The 21,455-nt window shown below is 68.3% G+C and carries 9 protein-coding genes; 3 read left to right on the top strand and 6 right to left on the bottom strand.

Annotated features, from left to right (window positions below; genetic code table 11):
- The first annotated feature begins 190 nt into the window (after nt 1–190).
- From PG2093B_RS07360 to PG2093B_RS07350, 3 genes are all read left to right on the top strand, one after another.
- A complete protein-coding gene (locus PG2093B_RS07360; RefSeq protein ID WP_022858677.1) occupies nt 191–3,751 on the top strand; it encodes a DNA-directed RNA polymerase subunit beta in 3,561 nt (1,186 codons plus the stop codon).
- A 51-nt stretch (nt 3,752–3,802) separates the two neighbouring features.
- Nucleotides 3,803–7,834, top strand: a complete 4,032-nt coding sequence (locus PG2093B_RS07355) for a DNA-directed RNA polymerase subunit beta' (RefSeq protein ID WP_129897940.1) — start codon at nt 3,803–3,805, stop codon at nt 7,832–7,834.
- A 150-nt stretch (nt 7,835–7,984) separates the two neighbouring features.
- On the top strand, nt 7,985–8,602 hold the full coding sequence (locus tag PG2093B_RS07350; RefSeq protein ID WP_129897939.1) for an FHA domain-containing protein: 618 nt from the start codon (nt 7,985–7,987) through the stop codon (nt 8,600–8,602).
- Between the two features lie 65 nt (nt 8,603–8,667).
- Here the strand turns inward: PG2093B_RS07350 and PG2093B_RS07345 are convergent, their stop codons facing one another.
- From PG2093B_RS07345 to PG2093B_RS07320, 6 genes are read right to left on the bottom strand one after another with little or no spacing between them, the layout of a single operon-like run.
- Nucleotides 8,668–9,387: a hypothetical protein gene (locus tag PG2093B_RS07345; protein ID WP_129897938.1), complete on the bottom strand. Its 720-nt coding sequence runs from the start codon at nt 9,385–9,387 to the stop codon at nt 8,668–8,670.
- Nucleotides 9,381–10,475, bottom strand: a complete 1,095-nt coding sequence (locus PG2093B_RS07340; RefSeq protein WP_129897937.1) for a PP2C family protein-serine/threonine phosphatase — start codon at nt 10,473–10,475, stop codon at nt 9,381–9,383. The genes PG2093B_RS07345 and PG2093B_RS07340 overlap by 7 nt, the downstream gene beginning before the upstream one ends.
- The gene (locus PG2093B_RS07335) at nt 10,472–12,898 is read right to left on the bottom strand and encodes a transglutaminase domain-containing protein (RefSeq protein ID WP_129897936.1); all 2,427 of its coding nucleotides are present in this window, start codon (nt 12,896–12,898) and stop codon (nt 10,472–10,474) included. The genes PG2093B_RS07340 and PG2093B_RS07335 overlap by 4 nt, the downstream gene beginning before the upstream one ends.
- A complete protein-coding gene (locus PG2093B_RS07330) occupies nt 12,895–14,118 on the bottom strand; it encodes a DUF58 domain-containing protein (protein ID WP_129897935.1) in 1,224 nt (407 codons plus the stop codon). Before PG2093B_RS07330 ends, PG2093B_RS07335 begins: the two co-directional genes overlap by 4 nt.
- Before the next feature lie 31 nt (nt 14,119–14,149).
- Nucleotides 14,150–15,406, bottom strand: a complete 1,257-nt coding sequence (locus PG2093B_RS07325) for a MoxR family ATPase (protein WP_129897934.1) — start codon at nt 15,404–15,406, stop codon at nt 14,150–14,152.
- Between the two features lie 3 nt (nt 15,407–15,409).
- A complete protein-coding gene (locus PG2093B_RS07320; RefSeq protein WP_129897933.1) occupies nt 15,410–21,433 on the bottom strand; it encodes an Ig-like domain-containing protein in 6,024 nt (2,007 codons plus the stop codon).
- Nucleotides 21,434–21,455: the final 22 nt, after the last annotated feature.

The following is a 21,455-nucleotide window of genomic DNA, read 5'->3' as shown; positions in this document are numbered from 1 at the left end:
TCCTCACATTATGGAATGTGAGGGGTGTGTGAATCGTTGGAACTGGTAGTATTGTGTTTCCGTGTGTAAGTATGTCATATAGCGGGCATGCTGCCAAAGACGAAGCGCCCGCGATCAGGCATATGGTGGCCGCCGCGGCGCTTTCCCAGTTGAACAAGCAAGACAACTAGCAGCGATTAAGGAACGTCCATTGTCTGAGACTACGACGAACACCACTTCCATCATCGCGCGCGCCGACCAGCGGGACATCGACCTGCACAAGGCTTCGGATCGCGTGAACTTCGGCTCCATCGCCGAACCCATCAAGGTGCCATACCTGCTTGGCGTGCAGACCGACAGCTTCGACTGGCTCATCGGCAACGAGCGCTGGCAGCAGCGCGTGGCCGAGGACGAGGCGAACGGCACCAACACCGTGCCGCACATCTCCGGCCTCGACGAGGTCTTCCAGGAGATCTCGCCGATCGAGAACTTCGCCCAGACCATGAGCCTGACCTTCTCCGACCCGTACTTCGAGGAACCGCGCCACACGGTGCAGGAGTGCAAGGAGAAGGACTACACCTATTCCGCCCCGCTTTACGTGAACGCCGAGTTCGAGAACGGCGAGACCGGCGAGATCAAGTCGCAGACCGTGTTCATGGGCGACTTCCCACTGCAGACCCCGCACGGCACGTTCATCATCGGCGGCACCGAGCGCGTCATCGTCTCGCAGCTCGTGCGCTCCCCGGGCGTGTACTTCGACCGCCAGCCGGACCGCACGTCCGACAAGGAGGTCTTCGGCGCGAAGATCATCCCGAGCCGTGGCGCATGGCTCGAGTTCGAGATCGACAAGCGCGACTTCCTCGGCGTGCGCGTGGACCGCAAGCGCAAGCAGTCGGCGATCGTGTTCCTCATGGCGATCGGCATGACCCGCAGCGAGATCCGCAAGGCGTTCGAAGGCTACCCGCTCGTGCTCGACGCGCTCGAGAACGAGAAGATCGACACGCAGGAAGAGGCCCTCGTGGACCTCTACCGCAAGATCCGCCCGGCCGACGCCGCCACCCCGGAAGCCGGCAAGAACCTGCTCGACTCCTTCTACTTCAACACCAAGCGCTACGATCTGGCCCGCGTCGGCCGCTACAAGATCAACCGCAAGCTCGGCCTGGAGATGGACTACAACGACCGCAGTCTGAGCCGCGAGGACATCATCGCCACGATCAAGTACCTCGTCTCGCTGCACGCGGGCGCGGCCACGTTCCCGGGCAAGCGCGACGGCGAAGACGTCGAGCTGCGCGTGGACGTGGACGACATCGACCACTTCGGCAACCGCCGCATCCGCCAGGTGGGCGAGCTGATCCAGAACCAGCTGCGCACCGGCCTGAGCCGCATGGAGCGCGTGGTGCGCGAGCGCATGACGACGCAGGACGCCGAGGCGATCACGCCGCAGTCGCTGATCAACATCCGCCCGGTCAACGCGACGATCAAGGAGTTCTTCGGCACCTCGCAGCTTTCGCAGTTCATGGACCAGAACAACCCGCTCGCGGGCGTGACCAACAAGCGCCGCCTGTCCGCGCTGGGCCCCGGCGGCCTGTCGCGCGACCGCGCGTCGATGGAAGTGCGCGACGTGCACCCCTCGCACTTCGGCCGCATGTGCCCGATCGAATCCCCTGAAGGCCCGAACATCGGCCTGATCGGCTCGCTCGCCACCTTCGGCCGCATCAACCCCTTCGGCTTCATCGAGACGCCGTACCGCAAGGTCGTCAACGGCCACGTGACCGACGAGGTCGTGTACATGACCGCGGACCGCGAGGTCGAGCACGTGATCGCCCAGGCCAACCAGAAGCTCGACGAGAACGGCAACTTCGTGGAGAAGGAAGCGCTTGTGCGTGACGCCGCCGGCGAGGCGGAGGACGTGCCGGTCGAGATGGTCGACTTCATGGACGTCTCCCCGCGCCAGATGGTCTCCGTCGGCGCCTCGCTCATCCCGTTCCTCGAGCACGACGAGGGCCACCGAGCGCTGATGGGCACCAACATGCAGCGTCAGGCCGTGCCGCTCATCAAGTCGGAGCGCCCGCTCGTGGGCACCGGCGCCGAATGGAGCGCCGCGGTGGACTCCGGCGACGTGATCCTGGCCGAGAAGCCGGGCGTCGTGACCTACGTCTCCGCCGACATCATCCGCGTGATGAACGACGACGGCACGACGAGCTCCTACAAGCTCGCCAAGTTCCAGCGTTCGAACCAGACGACGTGCTACAACCAGGTGCCGCTCATCCACGACGGCGAACGCGTGGAGGAGGGCACGGTGCTCGCCGACGGCCCGGCCACCGAAAAGGGCGAGATGGCCCTCGGCAAGAACCTGCTCGTCGCGTTCATGCCGTGGAACGGCTACAACTACGAAGACGCCGTGATCATCTCGCAGCGCCTCGTGCAGGACGACACGCTCTCCTCGATCCACATCGAGGAATACGAGATCGACGCCCGCGAAACCAAGCTGGGCGCCGAGGAGATCACGCGCGACCTGCCGAACGTGGGCGAGGACGCGGTGGCGAACCTCGACGAGCGCGGCATCATCCGCATCGGCGCCGAAGTCGAAGCCGGCGACATCCTCGTGGGCAAGGTCACGCCGAAGGGCGAGACCGAGCTGACGCCGGAAGAGCGCCTGCTGCGCGCGATCTTCGGCGAGAAGAGCCGCGAAGTGCGCGACACCTCGCTGCGCGTGCCGCACGGCGAGACCGGCACCGTGATCGCCGTCAAGGAGATCACGCGCGAAGACGCCGAAGAGGACGGCGACGAGCTGCCGAACGGCGTGAACCAGATGATCCGCGTCTACATCGCCCAGCACCGCAAGATCACGCAGGGCGACAAGCTCTCGGGCCGCCATGGCAACAAGGGCGTCATCTCGCGCATCCTGCCGGAAGAGGACATGCCGTTCCTGGCGGACGGCACGCCGGTCGACATCATGCTCAACCCGTTGGGCGTGCCGTCGCGAATGAACCTGGGCCAGGTGCTCGAACTGCACCTCGGCTGGGTCGCGCACTCCGGCTGGGACATCTCGCTCGACCCCGACCTCGAGGCGGAGTGGAAGAAGTACGTGCCGAAGGGCGCCGAGAAGGGCGAGCCGGGCACCCCGGTGGCCACCCCGGTGTTCGACGGCGTGCGCCAGGAGACCCTCAAGGGCCTGCTGTCCACGACGCTCACGGACCGCGACGGCAACAAGCTCGTAGGCGACAACGGCAAGGCGCAGCTGTTCGACGGCCGCACCGGCGAACCGTTCCCCAAGCCGATTTCGGTGGGCTACATGTACATGCTCAAGCTGCACCACCTGGTCGACGACAAGATCCACGCGCGTTCCACCGGCCCGTACTCGATGATCACGCAGCAGCCGCTGGGCGGCAAGGCCCAGTTCGGCGGCCAGCGCTTCGGCGAGATGGAGGTGTGGGCGCTCGAGGCCTACGGCGCCGCCTACACGCTGCACGAGATGATGACGACCAAGTCCGACGACGTGGACGGCCGCGTGCGCGTCTACGGCGCGATCGTGAAGGGCGACAACCTGCCTCCGGCGGGCATCCCCGAGTCCTTCAAGGTGATGCTCAAGGAACTGCAGTCCCTCTCGCTCAATGTCGAGGTGCTCAACGCCGAAGGCGTGGCGATCGACATGAAGGCAGAGGATGACGATCCGGTCTCCTCCTCCAATGACCTGGGCTTCAACATCGGCGCCCGCCCGGACGCCGCCGCGAAGGCCGACCAAGTCGTTGATGAACCTGAATACAAGTGATTCACACGTCATTCAAGAGAACACAAGAACCTACAAAGACAGGAACAGTAAGTGCTGGACGTCAACGCATTTGACAAACTGAAAATCGGTCTGGCTACCGCCGACGATATTCGCGGATGGAGCTACGGCGAGGTCAAGAAGCCGGAGACCATCAACTACCGCACCCTCAAGCCGGAGAAGGACGGTCTGTTCGGTGAGCAGATCTTCGGACCGACCCGCGACTGGGAGTGCGCGTGCGGCAAGTACAAGCGCGTGCGCTTCAAGGGCATCGTGTGCGAACGCTGCGGCGTGGAGGTCACCCGCAGCCGTGTGCGCCGTGAGCGCATGGGCCACATCGAGCTCGCCGCCCCGGTGACCCACATCTGGTTCTTCAAGGGTGTGCCGAGCCGCCTCGGCTACCTGCTCGGCATCGCGCCGAAGGAACTCGAGAAGGTCATCTACTTCGCGTCGTACATGGTCACGAAGGTCGACGACGAGGCCCGCCACCAGGACCTGCCGGACCTGCAGGACGAGTTCGACACCGAGGTGAAGAACCTCGAGCGCCGCCGCGACAACGAGATCGAGGAGCGCGCCAAGAAGGTGGAGGCCGATCTGGCCGAGCTCGAAGCCGAAGGCGAGGTCAAGCAGAGCGCGAAGACCAAGCTGCGCAACGGCGCCGAGCGCGACATGGCGGCGATCCGCCAGCGCTACGACGACCAGATCGCACGCCTGGGCGCCGTGTTCGACAAGTTCAAGAACCTCAAGCCCGGCGACATGGAAAACGACGTGGACCTGTGGCGTGAGATGGAGGACCGCTACGGCGACTACTTCGAAGGCAGCATGGGCGCCGAGGCGATCAAGAAGCGCCTGCAGGACTTCGACCTCGAAGCCGCGGCCAAGGAGCTGCGCGAGGAGATCGAGACCGGCACGGGCCAGCGCAAGGCCCGCGCGCTCAAGCGCCTCAAGGTCGTGAACGCGTTCCTGACCACCGACAACAAGCCGGAGGCCATGGTGCTCGACGTGATCCCGGTCATCCCGCCGGACCTGCGCCCGATGGTGCAGCTCGACGGCGGCCGCTTCGCGACCTCCGACCTCAACGACCTGTACCGCCGCGTGATCAACCGCAACAACCGCCTCAAGCGCCTCATCGAGCTTGGCGCGCCCGAGATCATGCTCAACAACGAAAAGCGCATGCTGCAGGAGGCCGTCGACTCGCTGTTCGACAACGGCCGCCGCGGCCGCCCGGTGACCGGCGCCTCGAACCGCCCGCTCAAGTCGCTTTCCGACATGCTCAAGGGCAAGCAGGGCCGTTTCCGCCAGAACCTGCTGGGCAAGCGCGTGGACTACTCGGGCCGTTCCGTGATCGTCGTCGGCCCGTCGCTGCGCATGCACCAGTGCGGCCTGCCGAAGCCGATGGCGCTCGAGCTGTTCAAGCCGTTCGTGATCAAGCGCCTCGTGGACCTCAACTACGCGCAGAACATGAAGAGCGCCAAGCGTCTCGTGGACCGTGGCGACGCCGAGGTCTGGGGCGTGCTCGAAGAGGTCATCGCCGAACACCCGGTGCTGCTCAACCGTGCGCCTACGCTGCACCGTCTGGGCATCCAGGCCTTCGAGCCGATCCTCGTGGAAGGCAAGGCGATCCACCTGCCGCCGCTCGCGTGCGCCGCGTTCAACGCGGACTTCGACGGCGACCAGATGGCCGTGCACCTGCCGCTGAGCGCCGAGGCGCAGGCGGAGGCGCGTTCGCTCATGATGGCGTCCGACAACATCCTCAAGCCGGCCGACGGCCACACCGTGACGATGCCTTCGCAGGACATGATCCTGGGCCTGTACTACCTGAGCACCGTCGTGGACGGCGCCAAGGGCCAGGGCCGCGTGTTCTCGTCGCTCGACGAGGCGCAGATGGCGCTCGACAAGCACGAGATCGACATGCAGGCCAAGGTGCTCATCCGCCTGCCCGAGGACTTCGTGCTGCCAAAGGATTGGGAGCCGGGCGAGCTCACGGTCGTCGACCCCGAGCCGGGCAGCCCCGACGTGGTCAAGGAGGAGCGCTTCACCGACGGTTCGGTGCTGTTCGCCACCTCGATGGGCCGCATCCTGTTCAACGAGACGCTGCCGGTGGACTACCCGTTCATCAACGAGCAGGCGCCGAAGGGCAAGCTCTCCAAGATCGTCGACGACATCGCGACCCGCTACTCGACGCAGCAGGTGGCCGCGACGCTCGACGCCCTCAAGGACCTGGGCTTCACCCGCGCGCCGTGGTCCGGCGTGACGATGGCGTTCTCCGACATCGTCGCCCCGCCGGAGCGCACCGAGATCATCAAGGGCTACGAGGATGAGGCCGCCAAGGTCAACAGCCAGTACGACCTTGGCCTGCTCACGGAAGAGGAGCGCCGCCAGGAACTGATCAACCTGTGGACCGAGTGCACCGACAAGGTGGCCGAGGCCATGCGTGAGAACTTCCATGACGACAACAACGTGAACATCATGGTGCAGTCGGGTGCACGAGGCAACTGGATGCAGATCCGCCAGATCGCGGGCATGCGAGGCCTCGTGGCGAACCCGAAGGGCGAGATCATCCCCCGACCGGTCAAGTCGAACTACCGCGAGGGCCTGTCCGTGCTCGAGTACTTCATCTCGCAGCACGGCGCGCGCAAGGGCCTGGCCGATACGGCACTGCGTACGGCGGAGTCGGGGTACCTGACCCGCCGTCTGGTGGACGTCTCGCAGGAGGTCATCGTGCGCGAAGAGGACTGCGGCACCAAGCGCGGCCTGACGATGAAGGTGGCCGAGCGTGATGACGCCGGCAACCTCGTGCTCGTCAAGGCGGCCGACGGCGGCCCGTACTCGCGCCTGCTCGCGGCCGACGTGACCGACCCGGCCGACGGCGAGACCGTGCTCTACCACGCGGGCGACGCGCTGTCGATGGACGTGCTCAACGACCTTGTGGCGCACGGCGTCGAAGAGGTCAAGGGCCGCTCCGTGCTCACGTGCGAATCGAAGCGCGGCGTGTGCGCGAAGTGCTATGGCTGGTCGCTCGCCACGAACAAGCTCGTGGACGTCGGCGAGGCCGTCGGCATCGTCGCGGCGCAGTCGATCGGCGAGCCCGGCACACAGCTGACGCTCCGTTCGTTCCACTCCGGCGGCGTCGCCTCGGCGTCCGACATCACGCAGGGTCTGCCGCGTGTCACCGAGTTGTTCGAAGCGCGTACGCCGAAGGGCGAGGCGCCGATCGCCGAGTTCGCCGGCACGATCAAGGTCGAGGACACCGAGCGCGGCCGTCAGGTGATCCTGACGCCGGACGACGGTGCCGAAGAGCCGATCACGTACGGCGTGACCCGTCGTGCGCCGATGCTCGTCAAGGACGGCGAACATGTCGAAGCCGGCACGCAGCTCATCGAGGGTTCTGTGGACCCGAAGAAGATCCTGCGCATCCTCGGCCCGAACGCCGCCCAGCAGAACATCGTCGAAGAGGTGCACAACGTGTACCGCTCGCAGGGTGTGGACATCCACGACAAGCACATCGAGGTCATCGTGCACCAGATGCTGCGCCGCATCACCGTGATCGACTCCGGCGACACGAGCCTGCTCCCGGGCGAGCTCGTGGACCGCAGCCGCTTCCTTGAGGCGAACCGCGCCGCGGTGGCGTCGGGTGGCCGTCCGGCCGCCGGCCGCCCGGAGCTCATGGGCATCACCAAGGCCTCGCTCGCCACGGATTCGTGGCTGTCCGCGGCCTCGTTCCAGGAGACGACGCGCGTGCTCACCGAAGCCGCCCTGAGCGAGAAGGAAGACGACCTCAAGGGCCTCAAGGAGAACGTCATCATCGGCAAGCTCATCCCGGCCGGCACCGGCCTGGCACGCTACCGCAACGCGGTCGTGGAGCCCGACAAGGCGATCCGCGAGACGATCTACCCGAACTTCGGCCTCGGCGACGACGCGCTCGGCGCGAACTTCTCCGACTCCGACCTGAGCGATGTCGACTTCTCGAACATCGATTTCGGCGACCTGAAGCTCGGCGACGACTTCAACCCGGACGACTTCCTGAACGACGACGGCGGCCAGGCCGACCTCGGCTCCGACTTCGGTGACGACTTCAACGTCTGATCCGGCACGGTCCGACTGACATGGACAGCGGGCGGCGCACCACAACGGTGCGCCGCCCGCTGTCCGCATATGCCGTGCCGGTCCACCGCCGCGTTCATAACGTGAGGCGGGGGCTGGGCGAGGCGCGCGGCGTGTGGTAAGAATGCAGGTATGCAGAAGTTACCTTATCCTCCCGCGCCTGAACCGGGCTGGTACGCCGACGACGAAGCCGCCGGCCAGATCCTCGGCGCCACCGACGACTTCCATCCCGACCACCCCGAGATCCAGCCGGCCGCGCCCGAACCGCTCCAGACGGCCGATGCGCACGCGGCCGAGCTCAACGACGATTCGTTCATCCCGCAGGGCGCCGACCTCGAATACACCGCGGCGTCCGACGCGCAGGGCAGTGAGGAATGGGACGGCACCGTCCTCTCCACGGCGTTCATGAAGCAGCCGCGAGCGAACTACCGCATGACCAACGAGATCACCGGGCAGACGATCCTCGTGGACATGGGCGTGCTGATGGGCCGCCGCCCCTCGCAGGACATTCCGGCGGGCGCGAAATCGGTGCGCCTCATCGACCCCACGCGCACGGTCTCACGCAACCACGCGGCCATCAGCTTCGACGAGGACGGCTCGATGTGGCTCGAGGACTTCGGTTCGCTCAACGGCACCGCGATCTACGAGGGGGACACCGAGACGCCCGTACACAAGGGCGCGCCCGTGCAGCTGCACGCCCCCGCGCGCATCCGCATCGGCGACCAGATCTTCGATTTCGAACAGGCCTAGGGGATTGTTCTTTATACGCGTGAGGCCCATGCACAGTGTGCATGGGCCTCACGCGTTGTATGGCGTCACTGGCGGTGCGAGAGGACCTCGTTGACGGCGGGGTTGCCCAACATGCCGAGCCACGCCCGCAGTTCGGGGTAGAGATAGGGGTTGCCGGCGAGCGCCGCATGCAGTTCGGGCGCATACTGCGCGATCTGCTGCATGACGGCCGGGTCGTTGGTGGTGGCCGCCTGCTGCGCCGTGAACCCGTATGCGTTCGCGGCGGCCGGCTGGGCCTGTGCGCCGGCGGCGGCTTGCTGCCGCGCCGGATCGTACGACTGTTCGGCCGGCTGCTGCGGCTCATAGGCCTGCGGGGAGCTTTGCGCGGCGTCATGCGCCATGGCCTGCACGTCCGCGGAAGTGACGAACGACGGCAGCACCGATTCGTCGGGCAGGCTGTTGAACTGTTCGTCGAGCATCTCCACGCCCGAATACCCTTGCGGCTCGAACGAGGCCGGCGTCTGCGCCACCGCGGCGGCTTCGGCCACCACGGCCGGTTCCGGCTGCGCGGCTTCCTCGCGGTCCTCGATGGGGGCGAGCGGCGACTCATAGCCCTGCTGCGCCACCATGCGCCGCGCGCGCTCGTCGCCGAACTGCGCAATCCAGCGCTTCAGGCCCGGGTAGGCGCGGGGGTGCGCCGCCACGTTGGCACCGAACTCCGGGTTCTCGTAGGCCACTTTGGCCAGCATCACGGGGTCCGCCTGCGGGTCCTGCACGATCGCAACCGCCTCGTCGTAACTCACCATGCTTGTTGTTCCTCTCTGTGTTCTCTGCTGAGCCGGGCATCTGCGCATGCCCGGCCCCCATCACGTGGCGGTGTGCGCCGCCACGCATTCAGGTCCAATTGTTGTGCGCCGGTTCGGGTCTGCACCGTGGCGTCGTCGAGCCCATGCACGTCGCCGAGGTCCTCATCGTCCTCCAGACGCGCGCCCAGCGCGGCGCGGCCGGCCGGCATATCCACGACCACCACAGTCACATTATCACTGCCGCCCGCGTCGAGCGACGCCTGCACAAGCGCGCGGGCCGCGCCCGCCGCGTCGTCGTGCGCGGCGGCGATAGAGGCAATCGTAGCGTCTTCGAGCTCGCCATGGCACCCATCGGAACATATAATGAACCGCCCGCGCGCCGGCGCCATGAACACGTCGGCGCGGGTGCCGTGCGGCGCGCCGATGCAGCGCGTGATGACGTTGCGCGCGATCCGGCGCCCGGCCTCGGCTTCGTCCATGCCGGCGTCGATCGCCTCCTGCCTGCTCGAATGGTCATGCGTGAGTTGTGTGAACGTGCGGGCGTCCCACGTCATGACCGCCGAATCCGCGCGTTCCATATGGTAGGTGCGCGAATCGCCGATGTTGACGACGTAGCATGGGTCAGCACACCCGCCGCGCGCCGTCTGCCACTCACCGGTGATCGTGCTGTCGTCGAGCGTGGCGCCCGGCTGTGTGGCATCCCAATCGTCGATGACCGGCTCGGCATCCACGCCAGGCATATGCGCGGCTGCATGCGCGCCGTGCGGGGCCGCGCCGGTACCCCACTGCGGCAGCACGATGCCGCTGATCGTGGTGCCGGCGATGCCGCCGAGCCGCACGCCAAGCGCGCGGGCACGGCGTTGCGCGCGCTGCACGGCCGCGTCGATGGCGACGCGTGTGCGTTCGCCGCCCGCCGCCAGACGCGCGAATTCCTCGACGGCGATGGCGCTCGCGCGCTCGCCGCCCGACTCGCCGCCCATGCCGTCGCATACCACATACACGCCGCGTTCGGCGAGGAACGCGTCCTGGTTCGTGGCGCGCCGCATGCCGACATCGGTGAGCGCGCCCACCGCAATCGCCTCGTTCATCGCTGCTCCTTGCCTCGTGTGCCTGATTGGCGGCTGTGCCACAGGCCGCGCAACGACAGCCGCGTGCGCCAGCGGCGCCACCGCGGCAGCGCGGCGAGCATGCTGCCACGCAGGGCGTCGATGCGCTTCCAGTACGCCTCGGCCGCGCACTCATCCGCCGGCACGCCCGAGAACGCCGCATAATCCGCCTCGCGCACCGCTTCGTTGAACGGTGCGGGGTCGAGATGCAGTTCGTCGGCGATCTGCTGGGACTGTTCGCGCCGCGTGCCGTGCACCTGCACGCCGCTCTGCCTGGCGAGCGTGGCGGCGGCGCGCCAGCCGGCCGCGATGCGCGCGCCAGGGCGCCCATGCCGGCGCAGCCAGGCGAGCTGCGCCGCCTTGACGGCCAGGATCAACGCGCACACGAGCAGCACGATCCACACGGGCGAGCCATAGACGGCCACGGCGCGCGCGACCTGCGCGACGCGCGCCCACCGCTCGTCGCGCGGCGTCTCGTCGGCCTCGTCACCGTCGAGCGACGACTGGCCGGTCGTGTTCTGCTCGTCGCGCAACGGGTCGGTCAGCGGCACCGGCGGCTGCCGGACGAGCGACTGCGGATTGGGCGGCGTGAGATTCTGGTTGTCGTCGGGCGTCTTCGTTTCTTTCGGCGTGGGGTAGAACGGCACCCAGCCATGGCCTACGAGGTTGATCTCGACCCATGCCGTCACATCGTTGCCGGTGAAGTCGATCGTCGTGGTGCCGCCCGCGGTCTGTGCGCGCTCGTCGGAGATCTCGCCGTCGCCGTCTTTGGGTAGGAACCCGAGCACGACGCGGCTGCTCAGGCCCAGTTCGCGCGCCATCAGGGCCATCGCCGAAGCATACTGTTCGCTGTCGCCGACCATCGCCGTGCCCGCGAGCAGGCGCGTGAGGCGGAAATTGCCGTGCCCGGGCAGCGACGGGTAGTCCGAGGCGAGGCCGTGCGAGAACCAGCCGCGGTCCTTGAGCGTCTCGGCGAGTGCCTGCGCCGCCTCGCCGCCGTTCGACCGGCCGCCGGCGATCGCCGTGGCGAGCTCGCCCACCGACTGCGGCACGTCCTGCGCCTGCGGCTGGGCCACCGCGGCGCCTTTCGCCCCGGCGATCTGCTGGTCGGTGGGCATGGCGGGCACCACGCCGCTTTCGGTGTAGGTGAGGCCATCGCGCACGCCGCTCGCCAGCAGTCCGGTGTCGGTGCCGGTGTTGTAGTAGAACGCGCGCGTGAGCCCCTCGTCGGCGAACCGCACGCCGGTCGCGGCGCCGGCGAGCGGCAGCCAATCTTCGTGCAAGCCTTCGTGCACGGTGAACGTGGCGTCGAACGTGCGGCCGGTGTCCTGCGTGGGGATGCGCGTGCCGACGCGCACGTAGTTCGACGAGTCGCGCGCCTCGCGCTGGTCGGACAGGTTCCACACGTTGCCGTCGAAGCGGTCCATCACGGCGAGGCGCACCGGTGTGCCCGCGGGCAGGCCCTGCACGGTGAGCAGCGTGGTGTCTTTGTGCTCCTTGATGTAGGCGCGCATGCCGCTCAACGGGCTCACGTAGTCATAGGGGCTCAGCGGCGGGTCGTAATGGTCGCGCAACGTGACGCGTTGTTGGCCCACGAGCAGGCAGCCGCCGCACGCCACGGCTGCGGCGAGCACCATGATCACCGCGGAGCTGAGCCAGCGGCCGGCTTCGAGCACGCCCCACTTGTAGGCCATCCAGACGATGAGCACGAGCGCGGCGATGATGCCGGCCGGCACACGCATCCAGCCGTCGTCGGTGCCGAGCAGCGCGCTCGCCGCGCTGATGGCGAGCAGGAAGGCCACGGTGACGAAGGACCAGTGCCTCTCGCGCATCACCGCGAAGAACCCGGCGAGCGCCGTGCCCCACAGGCACAGCGTCCACACGGCCATCAACGCGCCCTGTCCGGAGCCGACCGGCGGCGCGATCGAGATGAGGTATTTGAACGAGCCGAATGTGGCCGACCAGCCGTCACGCAAGGTGGCAGCCGTCGGCACCACATGGGCGAGCGTGGTGCCGTTGCAGCAGATGACCGGCCCGAGGATCCATTGGGCCACGACGAGGGCCACGAGCTGCCACCAGACGCGCAGCGCGGGCAGCACGCTCATCGCGGCGACGCCCGCGCCGATCAGGGCGGCGGGGATGGCCGCGGCCGCCCACAGGCCGAACGAGCCGTAGACGTCCACCAGATTGGCGCATGCGAGCAGCACGGTGAGCGCGACCGCAGCACAGGCGATGAGCGTGGGGCGCCACGGGATGCGTTCGCCCACCATGCGGTGCGACGGCGTGCCGGTGTTGGTGCGCCAGATCACCGAATGGGTCGATTGCGCCCATGAGCCGGTCGTCGTGCCGGTGCCGGTCGTCATCGAACGGTCGAGGTCGGGGGAGTGCATGGGGTTGAGGTTCATCGCATCGCTCCCATGACGAGCGGCAGGTCATTGAGCTCGCCGATCGTGGCGAGCGTGAAATCGCCGAAATCACGCAGGCCGCGCGTGGCCCCCGGCGCGGTCTGCACGACGACGACGCGCGCCGACTGCGGCAGCGTGGACGCCATGCGCCGGATGTCGTCGAGCGGTTTGAGCGAGCCGACGGTGAAGCAGTACAGCGAGGCGTCCGGCGTGAACGCGAGCGCGCCCTGCGCGAGGTTGCGCGCGTCGCCGAGCCGCGGCTCGACGGCGCTGCACTCGTCGAGGAACACCATGGGATTGGCCGGATTGGTGTGTGTGGCGCCCACGTGCGCATACAATGGCCGGTCCTCGCGCAGCGCCTGCACGCCGATCGACGCGTGGGCGCTGACGGCAAGCTCGAATTCGCTGGCATCCACGTAGTCGTCGGGGTTCACGCCGAGGCTGAGCGACGTGTCGGTGCGCCGCGTGGCTTCGAACTGGCGGATCATCAACATGCCGGTCTTCGCGCTACTCAGCCAGTGCACATTGCGCACGTCGTCACCCGGCTCGTATTCGCGCAGGCCGTAGAAATCGAGGTCGTCGTCCACGATGTCGCCGGTCGGGTTGCCTTCGAGGTCGCGCGGAATGCCGGCGTGCAGCATGCCGAGCGCCACCACGGTGGGGTGGATGTAGACGGTCACGCGTTCGGCGAGCCGCCGCTCGTGGCGCATGAGGCCGAAGGGGTCGCCCTTGCGGATCATCAACGGGCCGATCGGCAGCACGGCGCGTTTGATCGTGGTGAAACTCACCGTGGTGCGCTTCGACTGGTGGCTCGCGAGCATCGGGATGCCGAAACGCTCGTGTTCGTCGCCCATCGGCAGGTCGGCGCGTGCGCTCGCGGTCGGCGTGGCGCCCGGGTTCTCCACCGTCACCTGCACATGCACGGCGTCATGCACGCTCACGCGGCGCTGCGAGACAGCGATCGACGCGTGGAACGACGTGTTGCCGAGCGAGAGCACGAGCGCGGCGAGCAGCATGGCCACGCACACGAGGCCCGCGGCGAGCATCTCATGCCAGCCGAGCGTGGCGAACATGGTCAGGCAGATGGCGGCGCACGCGATCGTGGCCCAGCCGAGCGGCGAGATGTAGGCGGTGAGCGCGCGCTGTGCGCGCCTGCGGGCCCGGCGCGCGCGTTGCTGGAACGCGCGCCGGCGCAGTGCGCGTGCTGCGGGATCGGTCATGGTGCTGCTTTCGTGGATGGTCGTGTGGGTGTCAGAGTGCGGCGGATTGCGCGGGCGCGGGCACTTCCTCGAGGATCTGCGCCACCACCTGCTCGGCGGTCAGCGCCGTGAACAGCGCTTCGGACGTGAGCAGCACGCGGTGGGCGAGCACCGGCACCGCCAGGGCCTTGACGTCGTCGGGGATCACGTAGCCGCGGTTGTCGGCGGCGGCCCAGACGCGCGCGCACAGCGTCAACGCGAGCGCGCCGCGCATCGACGAGCCCACGGCGATGCTTTCGTGGTGGCGCGTGCTCTCCACGAGGCGCACGATGTACTCGTAGATCGCGTCGTCGATGTGCACGGATTGCGCGAGCGTGCGCATCGCGAGCACGTCGGCGCCGGTGGCCACCGGCGACACATGCGTGGCGCGGTCGCCGATGTTGATCTGCCGCAGGATGTCGACGCTCGACTCGTGCGAGGGGTAGCCGATCGTGGTCTTGATGAGGAAGCGGTCCATCTGCGCTTCGGGCAGCTTGTAGGTGCCGAGCTGTTCGACCGGGTTCTGCGTGGCGATGACGACGAAGGGCTGCGGCACGTCGTAGGTGGCGCCGTCCACCGTCACCTTCTGCTCCTCCATCACCTCGAGCAGCGCGGACTGCGTCTTCGGCGAGGCGCGGTTGATTTCGTCGGCGAGCACGATCGACGCGAAGATCGGGCCTTTGCGGAAGCTGAACTCGCCGGTCTTCTGGTCGTAGAACGTGACGCCGACCACGTCGCTCGGCAGCAGGTCGGGCGTGAACTGGATGCGCTTGAACGACGTGTCGATCGAGCGGGCCAAGCCGCGCGCGAGCTGCGTCTTGCCGGTGCCCGGGTAGTCTTCGAGCAGGATGTGGCCGCCGGCCACGAGCGCGGTGACGCACTGGCGCACCGGCTGCTCCTTGCCCACCACGACCTGCGAGACGTTGCGCACGATCGCCTCGAACTGCGTGCTGAACCGCGTGATCTGGTCCGCCGTCAGCGTGGAGGCGCCGGCGGCTGGCTGCGGCATCGCCGTCGGGCGGCTTGGCGTGCGTGGCGTGGTGGCCGGCGCCACCGGCGACGTCACCGATGGCACGGCAGGCGCCGCCGTGCGCGGGGGCAGTCCGGGCACCGGCATCGCCGTGGCCGCGGGGCGCACCTGCACCGGCGACTGGCCGAGCACGGTCGCGTCGGCCGCCGCCGCAAGCGGATCGGCGGCCAGACCGCCGGCCTCGGTGGAGAGGACCGTCTCCTCGGTGATCTGCGGCTGCTCTGGTTCGTGGTTCGCCATGGCTTATGCTCCTTGGGTGTTGGTGAATGGCATGAGGATGTGGATCAGGTGGGTGTGCGCCATGCGCGCGAAGGCCGCGCTGGGCTGCACCGGATCGGTCGTGCCGGTCGGGGAAGGGGATGGCACCGGTCCGGGCGTCGACGGGTCGGGCGTGGGCATGACCGGCAGCTTGTGTCGCGTGCCGGAGATGCGCGCCCACTCGGTCTGCGACGACTTTTCGCCGTTGATCGTGACCTTGACGAACCACTGGGCGTCGTCGGGCACCCCGTCGGGCACGGTGACGGCCGTGCTGGTGCCGTCCCAGCCCACGAGCACCGGGTTGGACGGCGAGCCCACGTACAGGTTCGTCTCGTTGCCCATGCCATACGTGTCGATCGCGTTGTTGTTGGTCACGAGCACCTTGTGCTCGTCGTTCTGCGACCATTGCACGCCCAGCTGGCCCGCGTCGATCCTGGGGTCGACCTTGTGGACGTGGGGGCTTTCGCCGGTGGCCACGGCGCCGCCATGGTCCTTGACGAAGGGCTGCACGGTGGCCACGGGGCACGACTGCCAGGGGCCGATCGACGTGGAGACCTCGCCGTCGCGCCCTTCGCGCCGGTCGATGTCGCCGAACCGCACATGCACTTCGGTCGCTTTGCCGCCGTCGGTGGACCAGCTCGCGGTGCATGTGCCGCCGTCGCCGCTGACCGTGACGCTCGACGTGCCCACGCCCACACTCACCGGCACGGGGTTCGAATCGGCGGAAGCGGGGGTGACGCCTGGCTTGGCCGGGGCGATCGTGGCCTTGATGGTGACGTCGGTGAAATACATGTCGTTCGTGATGGGGACGAGCACGGAACCACCCGAGCAATCCATGCCCGAGCCGTGCGACAGCGTGACCGCGGTGCAGCCGGTGCCGCGCAGATGGCCCGGCGTCATGCTCACGCGCAGATGCTCGTCGTCCACCTGCTCGAGCTTGACCGTCGGGGCCTCCGGGTCGCCCCACACGTCCGACGTGCCCTTCGAGACGCCTTCCTTGCTGTTTCCGACGGGGTTGTGCGCGATCACCGTGGCGGTGAACGAGCCTTCGCCAATCACATTGTTGGGGATCTCGAAATTCGCCGGCGACGACGTGACTCCCGACTGCTGCTGCGTCCAGCCGCGCGGGCCGACGAGCCTGACCGTGTAGGAATCGGGGCGGGTGCCTTCGTAATTGCCGGTGGACCACGAGACGGACGCGCTGCGGTAGCCGCCCTTGACCTCCACGTTCGCCGGCGCTTCCGGCGCGCGGTCCGGCTTGCCTTCCACCTGGTTCGAATCGGCGGACCAGCCCACGGCGTTCCTGGCGCGCACGGTGAACAGGTAGGTCGTGCCGTTCTTGAGTCCGGTCACCTGGCATGTCGTGACCGCGCCGCACACCTTCTGTCCGCCGTTCCAGCGCACCTCGTATTCGGTGATCGGGCTGCCGTTGGCGTTGCCCGGCGTCCACTGCAGCGCCACCGCGCCGTCCTGCGCGTCACCGCCGACCGGCGACAGCCGCGGCGCGTCGGGCACGGCGGCGATCATGAACGTGAACGTGGCCGTCACATGGCGCGCCGCACTGCCGGTCGCGTCCTCGACCGTCACGACGACGCGCGCGCTCTGCGCGGACGTGTCTTGCGGCGCGGTGACCGAAAGCGAGTCGCCGCTTGTGGCGAGCGTCAGCGTGGACCCCGACTCCATGGCCGCGTCGACGATCTTCAGCGGTTCGTCGGGGAACGGGTTGTAGGCGCCCTGCAACACCGGCACGGTCACCGTCTCGCCGGCATTGATCTTCGTCGTCGTGCCGCTCACTCGCGCGAGCGGGCGCAGTGACGCCACGACGCGCACGGTGATGCCGGCGTTCACCTCGCCATGCCCGTAGCTGATCGTGATCGGCACCGAGGCTGTGGCGCCGGGCTTTGCACCGGCTTCGGCGCTGACGACGAGCTTGCCTTCGGCGCTCAGGTTCGCGGTGATGCCAGACGCGGTGGCGCCGCCGCGGTAGGTGTACGGGTCGTGGCCGCCCGGCGCGGCGCTGTGCGTCAGGGCCGTCAGGTCGATGGTGATGGGGGATTCGCCCGCCACCACATCCACCGCGGTGGATGAGAATGTGGGCGGGGGCGTCTGGCCGCCCACAACCGTGATCGGCAGCGTGATCACCGCGGAATTGATGAGTTTGACGCCGCTTTGGCGCCCTTCGCGCTTGCCGTCGGTCGCGGTGAACGTGATCGAGGCGGGGCCGCTGTAGTCGTCGGGTGCGGTGAACGAAAGCGTCTGGTCGTCCACATAGAGGTCCGCGTCCGCGGCCTTGGTGGCGCTCACCGAATCCCGGCTTTCGACGACGGCCGTCTTGCCGGCGCCCACGCGCACGTAATCGGCGATGCTGATCGTGATCGTCGAGCCGGCGTTCACCGTGAGCGCCGGCGCCTTGGGGCGCAGCGTCGGCGGGAACACGCCGTATGCGGGCACTTGGATGAACGCGGTCGACGTCACGTTGTGCGTCGTGTTCGTGACGGTGTACGGCACGGCGCGCGCCTCGTCCGTCAGATCCACGGTGATCGTCGTGCCGCCGCGCACGCGCGCGCTGCCTGCGGCCGAGGGGTCGATGCCCACCTCGAGCTCGTCGGCGCCGCCTGAAGGGTTCGCGATCCATGGCGAGACATCCACATCGACCGACCGCTTGTCGATCGTGGCGATCGCCGGCACGCGGTAGTCGTAGGCGGTCGGCGGGGCGATCGGCGCCTGCGGGTCCGTCGTCACCGTGAGCGTGGCGGTGTCGCCCAGCCCGGCCGCGTTGCTGATCGCATACACGATGAATGCGGTGCCGGCCTTGTCGGGCGTCGTGAACGTGATCTGGCCGTCGTGCACGCTCGCTTCGCTGATGCCCTGCAGCTCGAGGTGGTCGGACACGGTGAGCTCGCTGTCGTCGCTCGCCACGTCGTTGATCAGCACGGGCACGGTCGTCGTCGTGTTCGGGCGCAGCGTGATCGTGTCGTCGCGCGCATACACGGTGGAATTGGCGCCGCTTTGGAAGATGCCGACGCGCACGCTCGCCTGCGCGCGCCGTCCGGTCCAATCCTCGACCGCGTACGTGAACTCGTCGGTGCCGGTGCTGTCGGTGTACGCCTCGTAGATCAGGTAGTCGGCGCCCACTTCGGCGATGCGCCCCTTGGTGGGCGCGGTGTTGCCCAGGCCCAGCAGCTGCACGTCGTCGCCGTCGGCGTCGATGCCGCGCAGCGTGATGGGGATGCGGATCTTCTGGCCCGCCGCCACCTGCGCGTCCACGTCGACCGGATTGGCCTCGGCCTTGGTCTCGGCGTTCGCCTCATGCACGGCGAAGGTGATCGTGGCGGAGGCCGCGTTGCCGAGGTTGTCGCGCACCGTGTACGTGACGGGGTAGGATCCGGGCTCGGCGGGCGCCTGGTAGCGCACGATGTCGGAGGCCACGAACACGAGCCCACGGAAGGTCTCGGGGTCGTACTGCAGGTCGTTGCCGAGCGTGATCGTGGTGCCGTCGCTGTAGCTCACGTGGTCGGGCACGTCGACCGAGACGATGCCGCCGGTACGCACGGAGACGTTCACGTTCGACGCCTTCGGCGCGCTGCTCGCATGCGAGGGCGCCGGCGGCTGCAGCACGATCGTGCCGTTGGACGCGCCGACCTCGTTCGCCACCGTGTATTCGATCGGGATCGGTTCGGTCGGCATGCGCACGGCGGTCAGGTAGACGCGCTTGTTCGACACGAGCCCCACTTTGACGTTGGTGTTGGCGGGCGCCTTGACGGAGGTCACCGACAGCACGCCGCCCATCGGGTCCACGTCGTTGGCGAGCGGTTCCACGATCGCCGTGTTGTCGGCGCCCAGCAGCGCCACGTCGTTCGCGGCCACCGGCTTCGAGGTGTCTTCGGTCAACGCCTCCACCTCGATGCGCGCCAGGCCCGTGGCCGGGATCGTGCCTTGCGTGACCGTGTACGGCACGTAATACGTGCCGGGGGTCTGCGCGGTGAACGAGAAGCTCATGTCGGAGGCGTTGAGCGTGGTCGTGGCCTTGTCGGGCGTGTCGACCTGCGTGAGGCGCGCCGGTTCGGCCGACGTGCCGTGCACATACTGCTTGAGCGACACGCGCATGGCGGTGCCGGGCGTGGTGCGGCGGATGAGCGGGTCGATCACGGCGGGCAGCGTGTTCGCCGGCCGCACCGAGAAATACACGGTGCCGGTGGCCGTCTCACGGCCGTCCGAGACGGTCAGGCGCACGGTGGCGCGGCCCACGGCCATCGACCCGGCGTTGAACGTGAGCAGGCCGTCGGCGCGCGTCGAGACCGTGGCCTCGTCGGTGTTCTCGACCGTGGCGTTGACGAGCGTGAGCGGGTCGCCGTCGTCGTCGGTGAACGCGCCGAGCACGTTGCCGGTGTAGCTCGCGCCCTGCTCCACGTCGATCTGCTCGGGGGCGTCGGTCTGGCGCGGCGCGCGGTTCTCCGCGCCGGTCACATTGAGCGTGACCGTGCCTTGTGAGGTCTGGTCGCGGCCGTCGCCGATCTCGTACGTGAACGTCACGGCGCCGGCGCCGGCATGGCTCGCGTCGAGCTGCAGGTAGCGTCCGTCGTAGATCGGCGAGATGGTGATCGTGCCGTTCTTCGGCGCGCTGACCGAGGTGATGCGCAGCACCGAGCAATCCGTCTGCTCGTCGTTGCGCAGCACGTCGAGGATCTGGTGCGCGCCGGCGCGCACGCCGAACGTGTCGTCCACGGCCTTGATCTGCCCGGACTGCGTGGAGCACGTCTTTTCGAAGGTGTGCTTGTTGCTCGTGCTGTCGTCGTTGCTGCGCTCGGCCTCGTTCTGCCGCGTCTCGATCGTCTTCCACTGGATCTTGATGACGTCGGTCGACTCGTCCGGATTCCAGATGTTGCCATTCGCCACGTCGTTGAGCACCACAAGCCGGTGGTTGACGCGGAACTGCAGCTGCGAGGTCGGCGTGACCTCCTCGAGTGTGGCGTAGGCCGGGTTGTCGGCGGCCGAGCATGCGCGCACAGAGTTGTTCGCGTGCTGCGCGAACGCCGCGTATACACAGCCGCCGCTCGAGGCCGGCTGTGCGGGCTCGCCCTGGCCGCCCGACGCGATGAGGCGCGCCTCGCCGCCGCGCTTGGTCAGGTCGACGAGCGCAAGCCCGCTGGGCGCACCGGCCGCGACCCACGCGCCCTGCTTGCCGTCGGCGCTCGGCGCCTGCAGCACGAGCGGCGCGGCGTCGGCGAACGTGGCGCGCCCGCCGTTCCAGATGATGTCGTCGCCGTCGCTGATGACGCCCTGGCCGTCGACGACGGTGAACGAGTCGGCGCTCTGTGCCTTGCCGTCGCTCAGCGAACCGGCCTCGCGCACATGGTCGGGCGCGCCGCGGTCGTCGATGGCGAGCACCATGCCGTCTTTCGGCCGGTAGCCGTACACGGTGCCGTCGGCTGTGACGGCGGCCAGGCCGCCGACGCCGAGCTTCATGTGCGCAGGCGTCTCCGCCGCGTTCAGGGCCTTCACATCGCCGGCATCGCCCACCCACACGTCGCCGCGCGCACGGTTGAACAGCGCGAGCGTGCCGTTCGCCACGAACGACTGCATGGCCGCGCCGGTGGGGGCCGCATCGGCCAGGCTGATCGTGGAGGGGTGGATCGCGCTCACCTGCGTGCCTTCGGCGAGCACCGTGCTCGCCCCCTGCTGCGCCACGTCGAACTTCGGGGCGCTCGCCGCCACGGCCGTGTCGGGTTCCTGCAGGCGCACGTTGTAGCGCGCCGCCTTGCCGTCCTGCAACGATGTGACCCATACGGTGCCGTCGTCGAGCTGCAGGTGGCGCTGGGTGACCGAACTGACGAGGACCGCGCCGGCGATGACCGCGACCACCGCGAGCAGCGTGACGAGCGGCACGAGCCACGGCCGGTGGCGCGCGCCGACGAACTGGCGCACGCGGGCGTTCAGGTCGTGCGTGCGGCGGCGTGCGCCGCCGGCGTCACCGCCGGGGTGCGGCTGGGGGTGCGGCGTTCGGGCCATGGCATGCCTTTCCTCGTCGTAA

It is taken from the genome of Bifidobacterium pseudolongum subsp. globosum, assembly GCF_004155535.1.
In the GTDB taxonomy this organism is placed as follows: Bacteria; Actinomycetota; Actinomycetes; order Actinomycetales; family Bifidobacteriaceae; genus Bifidobacterium; species Bifidobacterium pseudolongum_C.
Note: the sequence above shows the minus strand (reverse complement) of the source record. Positions and strands in the feature narration are given on the sequence as shown.